At 72.2% G+C, this 13,550-nt stretch carries 16 protein-coding genes; 9 read left to right on the forward strand and 7 right to left on the reverse strand.

Translation table 11 applies throughout. The annotated features are described in order from the left end of the window. Positions 1–2: 2 nt before the first annotated feature. Positions 3–530: a MarR family transcriptional regulator gene (locus tag AB0F72_RS22125; protein WP_360434363.1), complete on the reverse strand. Its 528-nt coding sequence runs from the start codon at positions 528–530 to the stop codon at positions 3–5. Between the two features lie 41 nt (positions 531–571). On the opposite strand from AB0F72_RS22125, the gene AB0F72_RS22130 reads away from it, so the two are divergent. The 3 genes from AB0F72_RS22130 to AB0F72_RS22140 all read left to right on the forward strand — a co-directional run bounded on the left by AB0F72_RS22130 (position 572) and on the right by AB0F72_RS22140 (position 4,476). Next, a complete protein-coding gene (locus tag AB0F72_RS22130) occupies positions 572–1,450 on the forward strand; it encodes a DMT family transporter (RefSeq protein WP_360434366.1) in 879 nt (292 codons plus the stop codon). Between the two features lie 8 nt (positions 1,451–1,458). After that, positions 1,459–2,343 carry an FAD-dependent oxidoreductase gene (locus AB0F72_RS22135; protein WP_360434416.1) on the forward strand — a complete coding sequence of 295 codons (885 nt, stop codon included), beginning with the start codon at positions 1,459–1,461 and terminating at the stop codon, positions 2,341–2,343. A 495-nt stretch (positions 2,344–2,838) separates the two neighbouring features. Continuing rightward, a complete protein-coding gene (locus tag AB0F72_RS22140; RefSeq protein WP_360434369.1) occupies positions 2,839–4,476 on the forward strand; it encodes a DNRLRE domain-containing protein in 1,638 nt (545 codons plus the stop codon). Here the strand turns inward: AB0F72_RS22140 and AB0F72_RS22145 are convergent. Further along, positions 4,454–5,227: an IclR family transcriptional regulator gene (locus tag AB0F72_RS22145; protein WP_360434372.1), complete on the reverse strand. Its 774-nt coding sequence runs from the start codon at positions 5,225–5,227 to the stop codon at positions 4,454–4,456. The two genes, AB0F72_RS22140 and AB0F72_RS22145, sit on opposite strands and share 23 nt — an antisense overlap. Before the next feature lie 88 nt (positions 5,228–5,315). Between AB0F72_RS22145 and AB0F72_RS22150 the strand changes: the two genes are divergently transcribed. The 3 genes from AB0F72_RS22150 to AB0F72_RS22160 are packed head-to-tail and all read left to right on the forward strand — an operon-like array spanning position 5,316 to position 8,349. Next, positions 5,316–6,014: a CoA transferase subunit A gene (locus tag AB0F72_RS22150; protein WP_360434375.1), complete on the forward strand. Its 699-nt coding sequence runs from the start codon at positions 5,316–5,318 to the stop codon at positions 6,012–6,014. Between the two features lie 4 nt (positions 6,015–6,018). Beyond that, positions 6,019–6,630, forward strand: coding sequence for a 3-oxoacid CoA-transferase subunit B (locus AB0F72_RS22155; protein WP_360434419.1), 612 nt, complete (start codon positions 6,019–6,021; stop codon positions 6,628–6,630). 42 nt (positions 6,631–6,672) lie between these two features. Further along, positions 6,673–8,349 carry a glycogen debranching protein gene (locus AB0F72_RS22160; protein ID WP_360434378.1) on the forward strand — a complete coding sequence of 559 codons (1,677 nt, stop codon included), beginning with the start codon at positions 6,673–6,675 and terminating at the stop codon, positions 8,347–8,349. Here AB0F72_RS22160 and AB0F72_RS22165 read toward each other — a convergent pair. Then, the gene (locus AB0F72_RS22165) at positions 8,289–9,311 is read right to left on the reverse strand and encodes a LacI family DNA-binding transcriptional regulator (protein ID WP_360434381.1); all 1,023 of its coding nucleotides are present in this window, start codon (positions 9,309–9,311) and stop codon (positions 8,289–8,291) included. The two genes, AB0F72_RS22160 and AB0F72_RS22165, sit on opposite strands and share 61 nt — an antisense overlap. Before the next feature lie 226 nt (positions 9,312–9,537). On the opposite strand from AB0F72_RS22165, the gene AB0F72_RS22170 reads away from it, so the two are divergent. Then, positions 9,538–10,107, forward strand: a complete 570-nt coding sequence (locus tag AB0F72_RS22170; protein ID WP_360434383.1) for a pyridoxamine 5'-phosphate oxidase family protein — start codon at positions 9,538–9,540, stop codon at positions 10,105–10,107. Here AB0F72_RS22170 and AB0F72_RS22175 read toward each other — a convergent pair. Further along, complete coding sequence (locus AB0F72_RS22175) at positions 10,055–10,651, reverse strand: NIPSNAP family protein (RefSeq protein WP_360434386.1); 597 nt, start codon at positions 10,649–10,651, stop codon at positions 10,055–10,057. The genes AB0F72_RS22170 and AB0F72_RS22175 overlap by 53 nt on opposite strands. Further along, a complete protein-coding gene (locus tag AB0F72_RS22180; RefSeq protein WP_360434389.1) occupies positions 10,648–11,073 on the reverse strand; it encodes an Rrf2 family transcriptional regulator in 426 nt (141 codons plus the stop codon). Before AB0F72_RS22180 ends, AB0F72_RS22175 begins: the two co-directional genes overlap by 4 nt. A gap of 285 nt (positions 11,074–11,358) precedes the next feature. Between AB0F72_RS22180 and AB0F72_RS22185 the strand changes: the two genes are divergently transcribed. Both AB0F72_RS22185 and AB0F72_RS22190 read left to right on the forward strand, forming a co-directional pair. Then, complete coding sequence (locus tag AB0F72_RS22185) at positions 11,359–12,276, forward strand: ABC transporter ATP-binding protein (protein WP_360434392.1); 918 nt, start codon at positions 11,359–11,361, stop codon at positions 12,274–12,276. Further along, positions 12,273–13,061 carry an ABC transporter permease gene (locus AB0F72_RS22190; RefSeq protein ID WP_360434395.1) on the forward strand — a complete coding sequence of 263 codons (789 nt, stop codon included), beginning with the start codon at positions 12,273–12,275 and terminating at the stop codon, positions 13,059–13,061. Before AB0F72_RS22185 ends, AB0F72_RS22190 begins: the two co-directional genes overlap by 4 nt. 86 nt (positions 13,062–13,147) lie before the next feature. On the opposite strand, the gene AB0F72_RS22195 is transcribed toward AB0F72_RS22190, so the two are convergent. Together AB0F72_RS22195 and AB0F72_RS22200 are read right to left on the reverse strand one after the other, a co-directional pair. Next, on the reverse strand, positions 13,148–13,357 hold the full coding sequence (locus tag AB0F72_RS22195; protein ID WP_360434398.1) for a hypothetical protein: 210 nt from the start codon (positions 13,355–13,357) through the stop codon (positions 13,148–13,150). Further along, positions 13,357–13,550, reverse strand: a 194-nt coding sequence (locus AB0F72_RS22200) for a hypothetical protein (RefSeq protein WP_360434401.1), incomplete at its 5' end; no start/stop codon positions are given. The genes AB0F72_RS22195 and AB0F72_RS22200, both read right to left, overlap by 1 nt.

A 13,550-nucleotide genomic window follows, 5' to 3' on the forward strand; every position in this document is an offset into this window, starting at 1 on the left:
CGTCACCGAGTGTCGGGGCGCCGCTCGGACAGCGGCGTCTCGAACGCCGCGAGCCACGTCGTCAGCAGCGACTCCAGCGCGGCTGCCTGCTCCGGCGTGAGCTGGTCGAGCAGCCGCCGCTCGTTGCGCATGTGCTCGGTGAACGCCTGGTCGATCAGCTCTTGCCCAGCGGTCGTCAGCGCCACCACCCGGCCGCGCCCGTCGGCGGCGCTGGGCCGGCGGGTCACCAGGCCGTCGCGCTCCAGGCGGTCCAGCCGTTTGGTCATCGCGCCGGTGGTGACCATGGTGAACGCCGCCAGTTCGCCGGGCGCGCGCTCGAACGGCTCACCGGCCCGGCGCAGGGCCGCGAGCACGTCGAACTCTCCCTCGCCCAGGCCGTACCGCCGGTAGACGACGCAGAGCTGCTCGGTGAGGTGGGCGCTGAGGCGGTGCAGCCGGCCGATCACACCCTGCGGCGTGACGTCGAGGTCCGGCCTCTCCCGGGCCCATTCCCGCTGGATCCGGGCCACGTGGTCGAAATGTTCGGGCACCGGGCAAGCATATACCTTCCTCGGAAGCTATATTGCCTTCCATGGAAGCTAGATTGCGGTGGGTGCTGGTCACCGCCCTCGCGCCGATCGCGTGGGGCACCACCTACTTCGTGACACACCGGTACCTGCCGGCCGGCTATCCGCTCTACGGCGCGGCGATCCGCGCCCTCCCCGCCGGGATTCTGCTGCTCCTGGTCAGCCGGCGGCTGCCGTCCGGCTCGTGGTGGTGGAAGTCGCTGGTCCTCGGCACGCTCAACATGGGCGCCTTCTTCGCCCTCGTCTATCTGGCCGCACAGACCCTGCCGACGAGCATCGCATCGACAATCATGGCGCTCTCGCCGATCGTACTCATGATGCTGGCCTGGCCCGCGCTGGCCGAAAGGCCGCAGGCGCCGCACCTGGCCGGCGCCGTGATCGGCATCGCGGGGGTCTGCCTGATGTTGTTCACCGGCCCGGTCGCGGTGAACCCGCACGGCGTGCTCGCGTCGGTCGCGGCCATGCTGATGTCGTCCTGCGGATACGTGCTCGCCAAGAAGTGGAGCGCCGGCATCGACGTGTTCTCGCTGACGTCGTGGCAGCTCGTCGCGGGTGGCCTGATGCTCGTGGCCGCCGCCGTCACGATCGAGGGCTCGCCGCCGGCTCTGGACGGGCGCGCGCTCACCGCTTTCGGGTACGTCTCCGTCGTCGCGACCGCACTGGCCTTCGCCGCGTGGTTCGCCGGTCTGCGGCACCTCAGCGCCGGAACGGTCGGCCTGATCGGACTGCTCAATCCGGTGACCGGCACGCTGCTGGGCGTCCTGGTCGCCGGCGAGACGCTGACCGTGCGGCAACTCGGCGGCCTGGCCCTGGTCCTCGCCGGCATCCTGCTCGGCCAGCGCGTCCGGCGGCGCCCGGAGATCCCGGTCGTGAGTAGGGTCTGACCATGGACGTGGTGGTGATCGGCGCCGGCATCGCCGGGCTCTCCTGCGCTCGCGCGCTGACCGGCGGCGGCGCCCGGGTACGCGTCGTCGAACGCGGCCGGGTCGTCGGCGGACGGCTGGCCAGCAAGCGCTACGACGGCCGGTACACCGACATCGGCGCCGCCTACCTGGTCGCCGACGATCCGGGCTTCGCCGAGCAGGTCGCGTCGTGGCAGTCGCGTGGCCTGGCCCGGCCGTGGACCGACACCCTGACCGTCCACCCGGGCGGCGCACCGACGACCGGGCCGATGCGCTGGGCCGCGCCCGGCGGGCTGCGATCCCTCGCCACCTCGCTCGCCGAGGGCCTCGACGTCCGCCTGTCGACGCCCGTCGACGCGGTGCCCGAGGACGCGGACGCCGTCGTGCTCGCCATGCCCGGCCCGCAGGCGCTCCGCCTGTCCCCGCCGCCGGCCGTCGCCGCCGCCGCGCGGGCACAGAACTGGCGGCCGGTGATCGCCGCCGTCCTCACCTATCCGTCCCGGGAGTGGGGTCCGTGGCACGGCGCCTTCGTCAACGACCACCCGGTGCTCGCCACGGTGTGCGACGACGGCGACCGGCGTGGCGATGGCGCTCCGGTGCTCGTCGCGCACTCGACGGCGGCGCTGGCCGGCCGGTATCTGGAGCAGCCGGAGGAGGCCGGGCCGATCCTGGCCGAGGCGGTGGGTGAGCTGCTGGGTTTGTCGGCGCGGCCACAGGTGCGGGTGCATCGCTGGACCTATGCGCAGCCGGAGGAGGGTGCCGGCCCGTACGCGGTCGACGGGCGGGTGTGGCTCTGCGGCGACGCGTTCGGGCGCCCGCGGGTGCAGACGGCCTGGCTCTCCGGTCGGGCCACGGCCCGGGCACTGCTGACCTGATCACCCCGGCCCGGTGCCGGCCTTTCCCATCAGCTTGAGTGAATCTTGCAGTCGGTGCTGGTGAGCGACGAGGCCGGGGTGATGCGGCCGCCCTCGCAGCCGCCCGGCTATCTCGGATCGTCACAGGGTGTGCCGGCATCCGGGGTAAAGCCGGCGCTCTCCGGAAAGCCGCGGACGCGGGAGGCCCCGCAGAATGCCGCACACCCCGTAGTGCTCCCCGTGGACGGTCACCCATCGTGACGCGTCCGGCTCTACCGGAAACAGTAATAGAAGTACAAGATCGGACGCTGAGCTGCGACAACGGCACCACTCATCACTGACGCGGGCGCACTCAACTGATCGCAATCGGGCGTGCCCGGACGTTCGTAACCTGGCGTCCCCGGACGTCCGCAACCGGGCGGCACCGCCGTGGGCACCCGGTGGGCACCCCGGGACCCGGAGTCTTCTCCATCTGCCGGCCGACAACGGTCGGACACAATCGGGGGAGATTCTTCAATGCGACGCGCCAAGCTGCCGACGAGTCTGACAGCTCTGACCGCCGTACTGTCCGGGGCCGCCGCGGTGCTGGCGCCCGGCACCGCCTCCGCGGCCGGCACCGCCTCCGCGGCCGGCACCGCCTCCGCGGCCGGCACCGCCTCCGCGGCCGGCACCGCCTCCGCGGCCGGCGCCGAGCTGGCGATCGCGGCCGCCGACGACAGCTACACCTCGAGCAGCCGCCCGGCCGTGGCGTTCGGCGCGGAGGACAAGCTCGCCGCCGGCAAGCTGGGCAACGACAGCAAGTCCGTGTTCCTGAAGTTCACCGTGCCGGCCGGCGCCGGCGTGACGAAGGCCCGGCTGTTCCTGCGGCCGCTGAGCACGCCGTCCGGCAAGCTCACGGTGTCGCGGATCGTGGACAACTCGTGGACCGAGGGGAAGCTGACCTCGGGCAGCGCGCCGAAGCTCGGGCTGCCGGTCGCCTCGGTGACGCCGCTGGCCGCCGACACCCGCGTCGGATTCGACCTGAGCGCCGAGGTGACCGGGCCGGGCACCTACTCGTTCGCGGTGACGTCGGCGCTGACCAACGGCGTGATCCGGTTCCAGTCGGCCGAGAACAGGGCCGGCGGCGGTCCGGAGCTGGTGATCACCACGTCGTCGAAGACCGCGCCTGGCACGCCGGCGAAGCCGAGCACGCCGGTCGCCGCGGGGGACTACCGGAACTGCGTCACCGGGGCGAAGCTCGTACCCTCCTGCGGTGTGCTCTGGGGTGGCGCGGCGGGTGGCTTCACCAGCAACCCGCGCGACACCGAGCACAGGAACTGGGAGAAGCTGAGCGGCCGCACCGCGACGATCTTCCACACCTATCACAAGGGTGACGAGGCGTTCCCGACCAAGGCCGAGATCGCGATGACGAACGACGCCGCGAACCCGCGTGTGCTGCTGCTCAACTGGAAGATCGCCTACGGTTCCAGCTGGGCCAAGGTCGCGGCGGGGGAGCAGGACAAGCGCATCGATGCGTTCGCCGCGCGCGCGAAGGCGTACGGGAAGAAGCTCTTCCTGGTTCTGCACCACGAGCCGGAGAACGACGTGAACGCCGCGACCGGCTCCGGGATGACCGCGAAGGACTACGCCGCCATGTACCGGCACACGATCGAGCGGCTGCGGGCCAAGGGCGCGTCCAACGTGGTCAACGTGCTGGCGTTCATGGGCAACGAGAAGTGGCTGGCGCAGTCGTGGTGGAAGGACCTGTACCCGGGTGACGGCGTGGTCGACTGGATCGGCCTGGACTCCTACGTCTCGGCCGAGAAGGGCTACTACCACTACGGCGACTTCGGCGACCTGCTCGACCGTGCGCCCACCGGCGGTGGCACCGGCTTCTACGACTGGGCCGTCACCAAGCACCCGGGCAAGCCGATCATGATCGCCGAGTGGGGCGCCTACCACCGGATCGGCAAGGCCACCGACAAGTCGTTCGTCTACAACGATGTGGTGTCGGAGCTGGTCAAGCGGCCCGCGATCAAGGCGATCGTGCACTTCGACACGAAGGCCGACGACGAGGGCGACCGGGACATCAGCATCGGCAGCACCCCGGCCGGCCTGGCGTCGTTCAAGAAGCTGGCGGCCAGCCCGATCTTCACGGTGAAGCTCGGCGGCTGATCCGCTGCGACAGGGTGTGCGCCGCCTCCAGCAGCAGCGTCCCCAGCTGAGCCGTGCGCTCACCGCTGAACCGTGACTCGACCCCGGTCAGGCTCAGTGCCCAGGCCGGCGCGCCGGTGCGGTCGAAGACGACCGCGCCGACGCCCCAGCTGCCGGGCACGAGCAGGCCGGGGTTCACGGCGTACCCCCGCTTGCGGGTCGACGCGATCCGCCGGGTGAGCGAAGCGGCGTCGTGACGCTCTCCGTAGGCCGCCGCCAGCTCGCCGCCGCGCTCGCCGAGGTAGGCCTCGGCGTCCGGCAGCGCGAGGTAGGCGAGGATGGCCAGGCCCGCCGACGCGACGCCGAGCGGGAACCGGATCCCCTCGTGCAACACGTGCGAGCGCAGCGGGAAGCTGCCCTCCACGCCGGCCAGGCAGACCGTCTCGGTGCCGCGCCGGGCCGAGAAGAACGCGCTCTCGCCGGTCTTCTCGGCCAGCGACCGCAGGACGTCGCGGGCCGTCGACGTCACGTCGTAGCGCTCGGCGGCGACCGAGCCGAGCAGGAACAACTCCGGTCCGAGGTACCACCGGCCGCGGCGCGCGTCCCGGTCGACGAAGCCCTCCTCGGCGAGCGCGGCGAGCACCCGCTGCGCGGTCGAGCGGGGCAGGCCGGTCGCCGCCGCGACCTCGGCGGTGGTCACGCCCTCGGAGGCGCTGGAGCCGACGCGGCGCATCACCGCTGCCATCCGGCTGACCAACTGGGTTCCCTGCATGCTCACATTATGAGCACCACATGCTCACAGCAGCCGCTGGGTGATCACAGCGAGGGTCGCCGGGATCACCCGCCTAGCCTGCCGGGCCATGAGCAAACTCGTCGACAGCGCGGCGAAAGCCGTCGCCGCCGTCGCCCGGGACGGGATGACGGTCGCCGTCGGGGGCTTCGGCCTCTGCGGCATCCCCACGTCGCTGATCATCGCCCTGCGGGACACCGGCGTCCGTGACCTGACCATCGTCAGCAACAACATGGGCGTGGACGGCAAAGGTCTCGGCCTGCTGCTGGAGAACAAGCAGGTCAGCAAGGTGCTCGCGTCCTACGTCGGCGAGAACAGGCTGTTCGCGCAGCAGTACCTCGACGGTGTGCTCGACGTCGAGTTCGTCCCGCAGGGCACGCTCGCCGAGCGGCTGCGGGCCGGTGGCGCCGGGATTCCGGCCTTCTACACGCCGACGGGCGCCGGCACGCCGATCGCCGAAGGCAAGCCGATGGCCGAGTTCGACGGGGTCCGGGCGGTGCTCGAGCGCGGCATCGTGGCTGATCTGGCCCTGGTTCGCGCGCACCTGGCCGACGGCGAGGGCAACCTGCGCTACCGGCTCACCGCCCGCAACTTCAACCCGCTCGTCGCGGCCGCCGGGCGCGTCACCATCGCCGAGGTCTCCTCCGTGACCTCGTTGGATCCGGACGACGTGCACACCCCCGGCATCTACGTGCAGCACCTGGTCCGCACCGAGATCGCGGAGAAGGACATCGAGCAGAGGACGGTGCGGGCCCGTGTGGACGCGTGACGAGATGGCGGCTATCGCCGCCGCCGAGCTGACCGACGGCCAGTACGTCAACCTGGGCATCGGCATTCCCACGCTGGTCGCCAACAACCTCCCCGCCGGGGTACGGGTGACGCTCCAGAGCGAGAACGGCATCCTCGGCATGGGGCCGTTCCCGTTCGACGGCGACGAGGACGCCGACCTGATCAACGCCGGCAAGCAGACCGTCACGCTGCTCCCCGGTGCCTCGATCTTCGATTCGGCGCAGTCGTTCGCGATGATCCGGGGCGGTCACGTGCAGACCGCGATCCTCGGCGCGCTGCAGGTCGCGGCGAACGGCGACCTGGCGAACTGGACGATCCCCGGCAAGCTGGTCAAGGGGATGGGCGGCGCGATGGACCTGGTCGCCGGCACGCCCCGGGTGATCGTGGTGACCGAGCACGTCGCCAAGGACGGCTCGCCGAAGATCGTCGACCGGTGCACGCTGCCGCTGACCGGCGCGGGCGTGGTCGACCGGATCATCTCGGATCGAGCCGTCTTCGACGTGACAGCGGACGGGCTGGTGCTCCGCCGCCTGGCCGAGGGCCAGACGGTCGAGGGCATCCGTGACCTCACCGGAGCGGAATTCACCGTCGGGTAGGGTTCGAATCGATTCGACACCCACCGACCGGGAAGGTCACCGATGCGGTTCTCCATCCGGGACATTCCGTTCAGCTGCCGGGGCTCCTGGTTCGGCATCTCGCCGGTGATCGCCGAGAACACCGTCGCCGGCGATCTGCATCTCGTGTCGCACCAGACCGGCATGCACCCGGTCCTGCGGTTCGCCCCGTCCGAGCCGGCCGCGGTGACCGCCACCCCGGCGCTGCTGAGCTGGGACGCCGGCGCCGGGCGGATCGAGCTGGCCTACCGGACGCCGGACACGGTCCGGATCCGCGGCGACGGCCTGGGGCTGCGGATCGTCGCGGCGGCGGCGACGCTGACGCCGTTCAGCGGCACGTATCTGTACCAGGATCCGGCCGACGGCTCCGCCGTCTTCACCTCCTACGAGACCGGCCGCCGATACCGGGTCACGGTGCTGTCGGGTTCCGCGAGCGTCAGTGGCGCCGAGGCGCTCGGCGAGGCGGAGCGTGCCGTGACCCTGCCGGCCGGCTCGTGGGAGGTCGCGATCGAGGAGTACGAGACGGGCCGCCCACCCTACGAGGCGACCCGGACGACCTCGGCGACGCCGGATTTCGCCGCGTTCGCCGACGCGGTGGCGCCGTGGCGCAGCCCGGAGACCCCGGCCGCCGAGCTCGCCGCCTACGTCCTGTGGTCGGCAACCGTCGCGCCGGCCGGCTTCGTCACCCGTCCGGCGGTGCTGATGAGCAAGCACTGGATGGACAAGGTGTGGAGCTGGGATCACTGCTTCAACGCCATCGCCCTCGCCGCCGGTGAGCCGGGCCTGGCCTGGGACCAGTTCCAGCTGCCGTTCGACCACCAGGACGCGTCCGGCGCGCTGCCGGACTCGATCACCCACTCCGAGGTCCTGCACAACTTCGTGAAGCCACCGATTCACGGCTGGGCCCTGCGGCGGCTGATGCCGGCCGACGACGCCGAGCGGGCCCGCGCCTACCAGCGGCTGACGCGGTGGACGCGGTTCTGGCTGGACGCGCGCCGGGCGCCCGGCGCGATCCTGCCGCACTACACGCACGGCAACGACAGCGGCTGGGACAACGCCACCACCTTCGACGGCGGCCGGGTGATCCAGAGCGCGGATCTCGCCGCCTTCCTGGTCCTGCAACTCCGGTGCCTGGCAGAGATGGGCGCCGGTGACGAGGCGGCGGAATGGGCGCGGATCGGCGACGAGATCCGCGACGCGATGATCCGGGACCTGTGGACCGGTGACCGGTTCGAGGCCCGCGACCCGCGCACCGGGGAGCGGCGCAGCAGCTCCAGCCTGCTCGACCTGATGCCGATCGTCCTCGGCGAGGAGCTGCCCGAGCCGATCGCCACGCGTCTCGCCGAGCGGATCGAGGACCATCTGACCGGGTACGGCCTGGCCACCGAGCCGCTCGACTCGCCGCACCACGCGGCCGACGGGTACTGGCGTGGCCCGATCTGGGCGCCGTCGACGGTCCTGATCGAGGACGGGCTGCGCCGCGCGGGTTTCACCGGCCTGGCCGACGAGGTCAGCCGGCAGTTCCGGGCGCTGTGCGAGCGGTCCGGGTTCGCGGAGAACTTCGACGCGCGTACCGGGGAGGGGCTGCGGGACCGGGCCTACACCTGGACGGCGAGCGGCTATCTGATCCTGGCGAGCGCCTACGAGAAGCGGCGGGCGGCCGGGCCGGTGCTGGATCGCAGGGAGATCGGCGGACGGTAGAGGCGGTGCCCCGGCGGTGCCGCGGGCGTGGCGATCCTCTCCCGCAGCAGCGCCACCGCCTGCGTACCCATCTCCTCGACCGGCACGTCGGCGGCGGTGAGCGGCGGGCGGAAGTCCTCCGCCGGCTGCCGGGCCGCGACGCCGGTGACCGCGAAGTCCCGCGGCACGACCAGGCCGGCGGCGTCGAGGGCGCGCCGGATGCCGGGCAGCGCCGCCTCGTTGACGGTGGCGATCGCGGTGACCGCCGGGTCGGTGGCGAGCAGGTTCTCCACGCAGGCCTCGCCGGCTGCCGGGTCGTCGCCGCAGCACACGTCGACGCCGGTCAGCCCGCGCTCGGTGAGCGCGGCGGTGAAGCCGGCCAGCGCGCGGCGGGCCGGGCCGTACCCGGCGGCGACCAGGTGGGCGGACCGATTGACCAGCGCGACGTGCCGGTGGCCGAGGTCGGCGAGGTGCCCGACGCAGCGGGAGATCAGCTCCTGGTAGTCGACGTCGACCCAGGCCGTGCCGGTCGGCTGCGCGGTGCGGCCGATCGTGACGAACGGCAGGCCGCTCTGCTGCAGGCGGGTCACCCGGTCGTCGTCGAGGCGGACCTCCATGAGGATCGCGCCGTCGACGCGGCGGCCGTCGACGATGCGGGTGAACGACCGCTCGTGATCGCCGCCGGAGGGTGACAGCAGCACGTCGAGATCGGCGCGGGCGGCGGCCTCGACGACGGCGGCGACGAAGCCGAGCTGCGTGCCGGTGAGCCGGTCGCCGGCCGGCGGGATGACCAGGCCCACGGTGTGGGTGCGGCCCTCGCGGAGGGCACGGGCGCTGGCGTTCGGCCGGTAGCCGGTCTCGTCGATCACGGCCTGGATGCGCCGGCGGGTCTCCTCGGCGACCGGCCGCTTGCCGCTGAGCACGTACGACACCGTGCTGCGGGAGACGCCGGCCCGGCGGGCGATCTCGCCGATGGTGTTCACGCCGCCCCGATCGTCGAATCGATTCCGGCAGCCTAGCAACGGTCCCTCGAACGGGTGACAAGGATGCGTGAGCTCAGGCCGGAGACGACGCCTGTCGATACCGCGATGACGTGCCCGATCGCCCAATGATCGGACAAATTGGAATGAATCAATGCAACTTGCAACTCTATGCAATCGACTGATTACGGTACGACACTGTGCCGCAGTGGCGAGCAGGAGGGCGATCATGAACCACGGTGAGCGGCAACTGCAGGACAGACTCGGCACCCGCGAGCGCGCCGACGCCTTCGCGGAACGGCAGACCCTGGACCACCTCAACGACGCGATGTGCCGGTTCATCAGCCGGCAGGAGATGATGTTCGTCGCCACGGCCGACCGGGGCGGCGAGTGCGACAGCACGTTCCGGGCCGGGCCGCCCGGGTTCGTCCGGGTGCTCGACGCCGAGCACGTGAGCTGGCCGGAGTACCGGGGCAACGGCGTCATGGCGAGCCTCGGCAACATCACCGAGAACGCCCATGTCGGGCTGCTCTTCCTGGACTTCCGCGACACGGTCGGGCTGCACCTCAACGGCACCGCCGAGATCGTCGAGGACCCGGAGGAGCGGCAGGACGCCCCGCCGGGACGGCGGGCCCGGCTCTGGGTCGTGGCCCGGGTGCGGGAGGCCTACATCCACTGCGCGAAACACATCCCGCAGCTGGAGAAGGTGACCGAGCGGCGTGGCCGGCCCGCCGGAAGCGACTACTTCACCGGAACGCCGAACGGGCGGTCGGCGCGAGACGCAGCCGCTCGGTCCTGACCACGCCGAACCGCGCGGGGTCCTCGACGCCGGGGCCGTCGGATCGGCTGAACCAGACGAGCGCGTGCTCACCCTCGCGGACCGGCAGCCGCGGGAAGTTGTTCTCCGCGTACTCCGTGGAGAAGACCGCCACCGCGCCGGTGAGCCGGTCGGCGACCGCGTCGTCGAACGGCCGGTCCCGGTACCAGATGGTCGCCCGCAGCGCCGGCCCCGGCCCGCCGGCGTCGCGGGCCGACCGGGGCGGCGGCACGAGAGCGCGGAGCAGCAGCACGTCGTCGGAGTCGAGCATCGTGGCGTTCGCCGCCGGCCCGTGCCGCTTCCACACCGGACCGCCGTAGAACCGCGGCAGCGCCCGCCCGCGCGCGGCCATGTCGGGGAAGCCGCGCAGCCAGACGAACATGTCCGGCCGGTCGAGGTCACGGAACTGGCCGAGCACGGCCATCCCCAGCTCCTCCTGCGACTCCACGAACGCGGCGTCGAACAGGTCGATCAGCTCGTCACGGCGGCCCGGGCGCACCGTGTACCGCCGCAGCTCCACGATCATTCGAGGATCCTCTCCAGGACGCCGGCGATCGTCTGCCGGGCCAGCACCGCCCGGAACGCGTCGGTCGCCTCGTCGTACACATCGGTCAGAACCGGCCGGATGCCGCGGCCCACCGGGCACTCGAGATTGGGCTCGGAGTGATGCAGGGCGAGCAGCGGCTCCGCCTCGACGGCCAGCCACACGTCGTGCAGCGAGATCTGCTCGGCCGGGCGGGCCAGCGCGAAACCCGCGCCGGTGCCGCGCCGGGCCGTCACCAGACCGGCTCGGCGCAGGTCACCCAGGCTGCGCCGCAGGATCACCGGGTTGGTGTTGACGCTCGCCGCGACCTCGTCGGAGGTGAGCGACGGCCGCCCACGCCGGCGGGCCAGCTCCAGCCACGCCAGCGCGTGCGCCGCGATCGTCAGCCTGCTGTTCGAAGCCATCGTAACAATGTCTATTACAGTCAGCGGGGTGGCCGCAACCCGTACCGGGCTGATCGTCGCTCGTGCTCGGCCGGGCCTGCTACGCCGGGCGTCATCTCCTCGTCGCCGCGTACCGCGGCCGTAGTAGCGGGAAAAGCCTGCGCCTGGACGACGGCGCGGGCATGGCCGGCGCGGCACCATCGGAATCCGGAAGGGCGCTGAATCTCAAGTCGGGCCCGGGGCGGCCGAATCGGCGCACGGCGTCCCGAGCCGGGCCGGCCACCGTGCGAGGAGGGGAGACCGTCGATGATCGAGGTTCGGCACGTCACGAAGCGGTACGGGCAGAAGACGGTGGTGGACGATCTGAGCTTCACCGCCCGGCCGGGGCAGGTGACGGGCTTTCTCGGGCCCAACGGCGCCGGCAAGTCCACCACCATGCGGATGATCGTCGGGCTGGACACGCCGACCTCGGGTGAGGTGCTGGTCAACGGTCGTCGCTACACCGACCACGCCGCGCCGCTGCAGGAGATCGGAGTGCTGCTCGATGCGAAAGCGGTGCATCCGGGCCGGAGCGCGGTGAACCATCTGCTCGCCCTGGCCCGCACGCACGGGATCCCGCGGCAGCGGGTGGACGAGGTCATCGAGCTGGCCGGTCTGCGCCCGGTCGCCGGCAAGCGGGTCGGCAACTTCTCCCTCGGCATGGGCCAGCGGCTCGGCATCGCCGCCGCGCTGCTCGGCGACCCGGCGGTGGTCATGCTCGACGAGCCGGTCAACGGGCTGGACCCGGAAGGCGTGCTCTGGGTGCGCAACCTGCTCGCCCGGCTGGCGGCCGAGGGCCGCACCGTCGTGCTCTCCTCCCACCTGATGAGCGAGACCTCGCTGATCGCCGACCACCTCGTGGTGATCGGCCGGGGCAGGCTGCTCGCCGACACCAGCGTGGAGAGCCTCGTCGCGAAGGCCGCCGGTGGCGGGGTGCGGGTGGGCAGCCCGGCCGCCGAGCTGCTGGGTTCGCTGCTCGCCGGTCCGGACGTCACGGTCACCGCGGCCGGTGCGGAGCAGCTGGTGGTGTCCGGTCTGACGTCCCGGCAGATCGGCCTGATCGCGGCGGAGCACGGCATCCCGCTGTTCGAGCTCACCGCGCAGACCGTCTCCCTCGAGGAGGCGTTCATGGACCTGACCCGGGAGTCCGTCGAATACACCAGCCACCTGGAGCTCGCCCGATGACGACCACCACGATCGCCCCGGCGCCCGTCCGCCCCGTCTACCGGCTGCGCTTCGGCGGGGTCCTCGCCGGTGAGTGGACGAAATTCGCCTCACTGCGCTCGACCTGGGTCACCACCGGCGTGTCAGCGGTGCTGCTGGTCGCGCTCGGCCTGCTCGCGGCCGCGGTCTCCGCCGAGGGGATGGACGCGGTGAGCGTGGCGCTGGCCGGCAGCACGCTGGCGTCGCTCGCCGTCGGTGTGCTGGGCGCCCTGCTCGGCGCGAGTGAGTACACGACGGGCATGGTCCGGGCCACGTTCGTCGCGGTTCCGGGTCGCACGCCGGTTCTCTGGGCCAAGGCGCTGGTCGCCGGCGGGATGTCGTTCGCCGTGATGACCGCCGGCGCGCTGCTGGCCTTCGTCCTCGGCAAGCCGATGCTGGACGACGGCGTGCCGGCGCTGGGGCTGGGCGACGAGGGCGTGCTGCGGGCGCTGGTCGGCGCGGGCGCCTACCTGGGCCTGGTCGCGGTGCTCGGTGTCGCGCTCGGCATGCTCCTGCGGTCGAGCGCCGCCAGCATCGCGGTGCTGGCCGGGGCCCTGCTGATCCTGCCGGGCGTGTTCATGCTGCTGCCCGGTTCGCTGCCCGACACCCTCTCGCCCTACCTTCCGAGCAACGCCGGCAGCGCGATCATGTCGCTGCACACGGCCGACGGGTCGCTCGGGCCGTGGGCGGGCCTCGCGGTCTTCGCTGGCTACGTCGTGGTCGCCCTGGGCGCCGCCGCGTACCGGCTGAAGAAGGCCGACGCCTGACCCGCTCCGACCGCTTCAGCCCTTCCGAGCAGCCGCCCTGCCCCCTTCCGACCATTTTCTCCTTCTGTTGCGGGGCAGGGGTGGCTTCAGGGCCGAGGTGAGTCGGCGGGCGAGGCGATCAGGCGCGTGGGCAGCTCGTCGTCGTCGCCGATCGGAGGGCGGCGGGACCAGCAGGGCTGGTCCTTGATCGCGTCGGTGAACAGGTTCACGCAGCGCTGACCCGGCCCGGCTCCGCACCGCCGGCAGCGCTGCGAGAGGTCGTCGGCCGCGGACGTCATGGCGGGGTCGGCGGGCATCAGCGGGCGGGCCTCAGGCTGCGCATCGACCCCCACAACCGATTTCGGTACGCGGTGGCCACCTCTACGTCGGCGTCGACCGTGGCGATGAGTTCTTTCAGCTCGGTCACCGTCGCCGCGAACACCTCGGTCGGGATGCGCCGCCCCTCGTTGTCGCGCTGCATCGGCCCGTCCGCTCGGGTCGCCGAGTAGC

This window comes from Actinoplanes sp. NPDC023936, from assembly GCF_040639325.1.
Taxonomy (GTDB): Bacteria; Actinomycetota; Actinomycetes; order Mycobacteriales; family Micromonosporaceae; genus Actinoplanes.

Coding starts and splice junctions, on each gene's coding strand:
- AB0F72_RS22170 (WP_360434383.1), top strand. CDS start 9,538: ATGAACCACGGTGAGCGGCAACTGCAGGACAGACTCGGCACCCGCGAG.
- AB0F72_RS22180 (WP_360434389.1), bottom strand. CDS start 11,073: ATGGCTTCGAACAGCAGGCTGACGATCGCGGCGCACGCGCTGGCGTGG.
- AB0F72_RS22155 (WP_360434419.1), top strand. CDS start 6,019: ATGGCGGCTATCGCCGCCGCCGAGCTGACCGACGGCCAGTACGTCAAC.
- AB0F72_RS22145 (WP_360434372.1), bottom strand. CDS start 5,227: ATGCAGGGAACCCAGTTGGTCAGCCGGATGGCAGCGGTGATGCGCCGC.
- AB0F72_RS22140 (WP_360434369.1), top strand. CDS start 2,839: ATGCGACGCGCCAAGCTGCCGACGAGTCTGACAGCTCTGACCGCCGTA.
- AB0F72_RS22130 (WP_360434366.1), top strand. CDS start 572: ATGGAAGCTAGATTGCGGTGGGTGCTGGTCACCGCCCTCGCGCCGATC.
- AB0F72_RS22195 (WP_360434398.1), bottom strand. CDS start 13,357: ATGCCCGCCGACCCCGCCATGACGTCCGCGGCCGACGACCTCTCGCAG.
- AB0F72_RS22185 (WP_360434392.1), top strand. CDS start 11,359: ATGATCGAGGTTCGGCACGTCACGAAGCGGTACGGGCAGAAGACGGTG.
- AB0F72_RS22160 (WP_360434378.1), top strand. CDS start 6,673: ATGCGGTTCTCCATCCGGGACATTCCGTTCAGCTGCCGGGGCTCCTGG.
- AB0F72_RS22190 (WP_360434395.1), top strand. CDS start 12,273: ATGACGACCACCACGATCGCCCCGGCGCCCGTCCGCCCCGTCTACCGG.
- AB0F72_RS22150 (WP_360434375.1), top strand. CDS start 5,316: ATGAGCAAACTCGTCGACAGCGCGGCGAAAGCCGTCGCCGCCGTCGCC.
- AB0F72_RS22175 (WP_360434386.1), bottom strand. CDS start 10,651: ATGATCGTGGAGCTGCGGCGGTACACGGTGCGCCCGGGCCGCCGTGAC.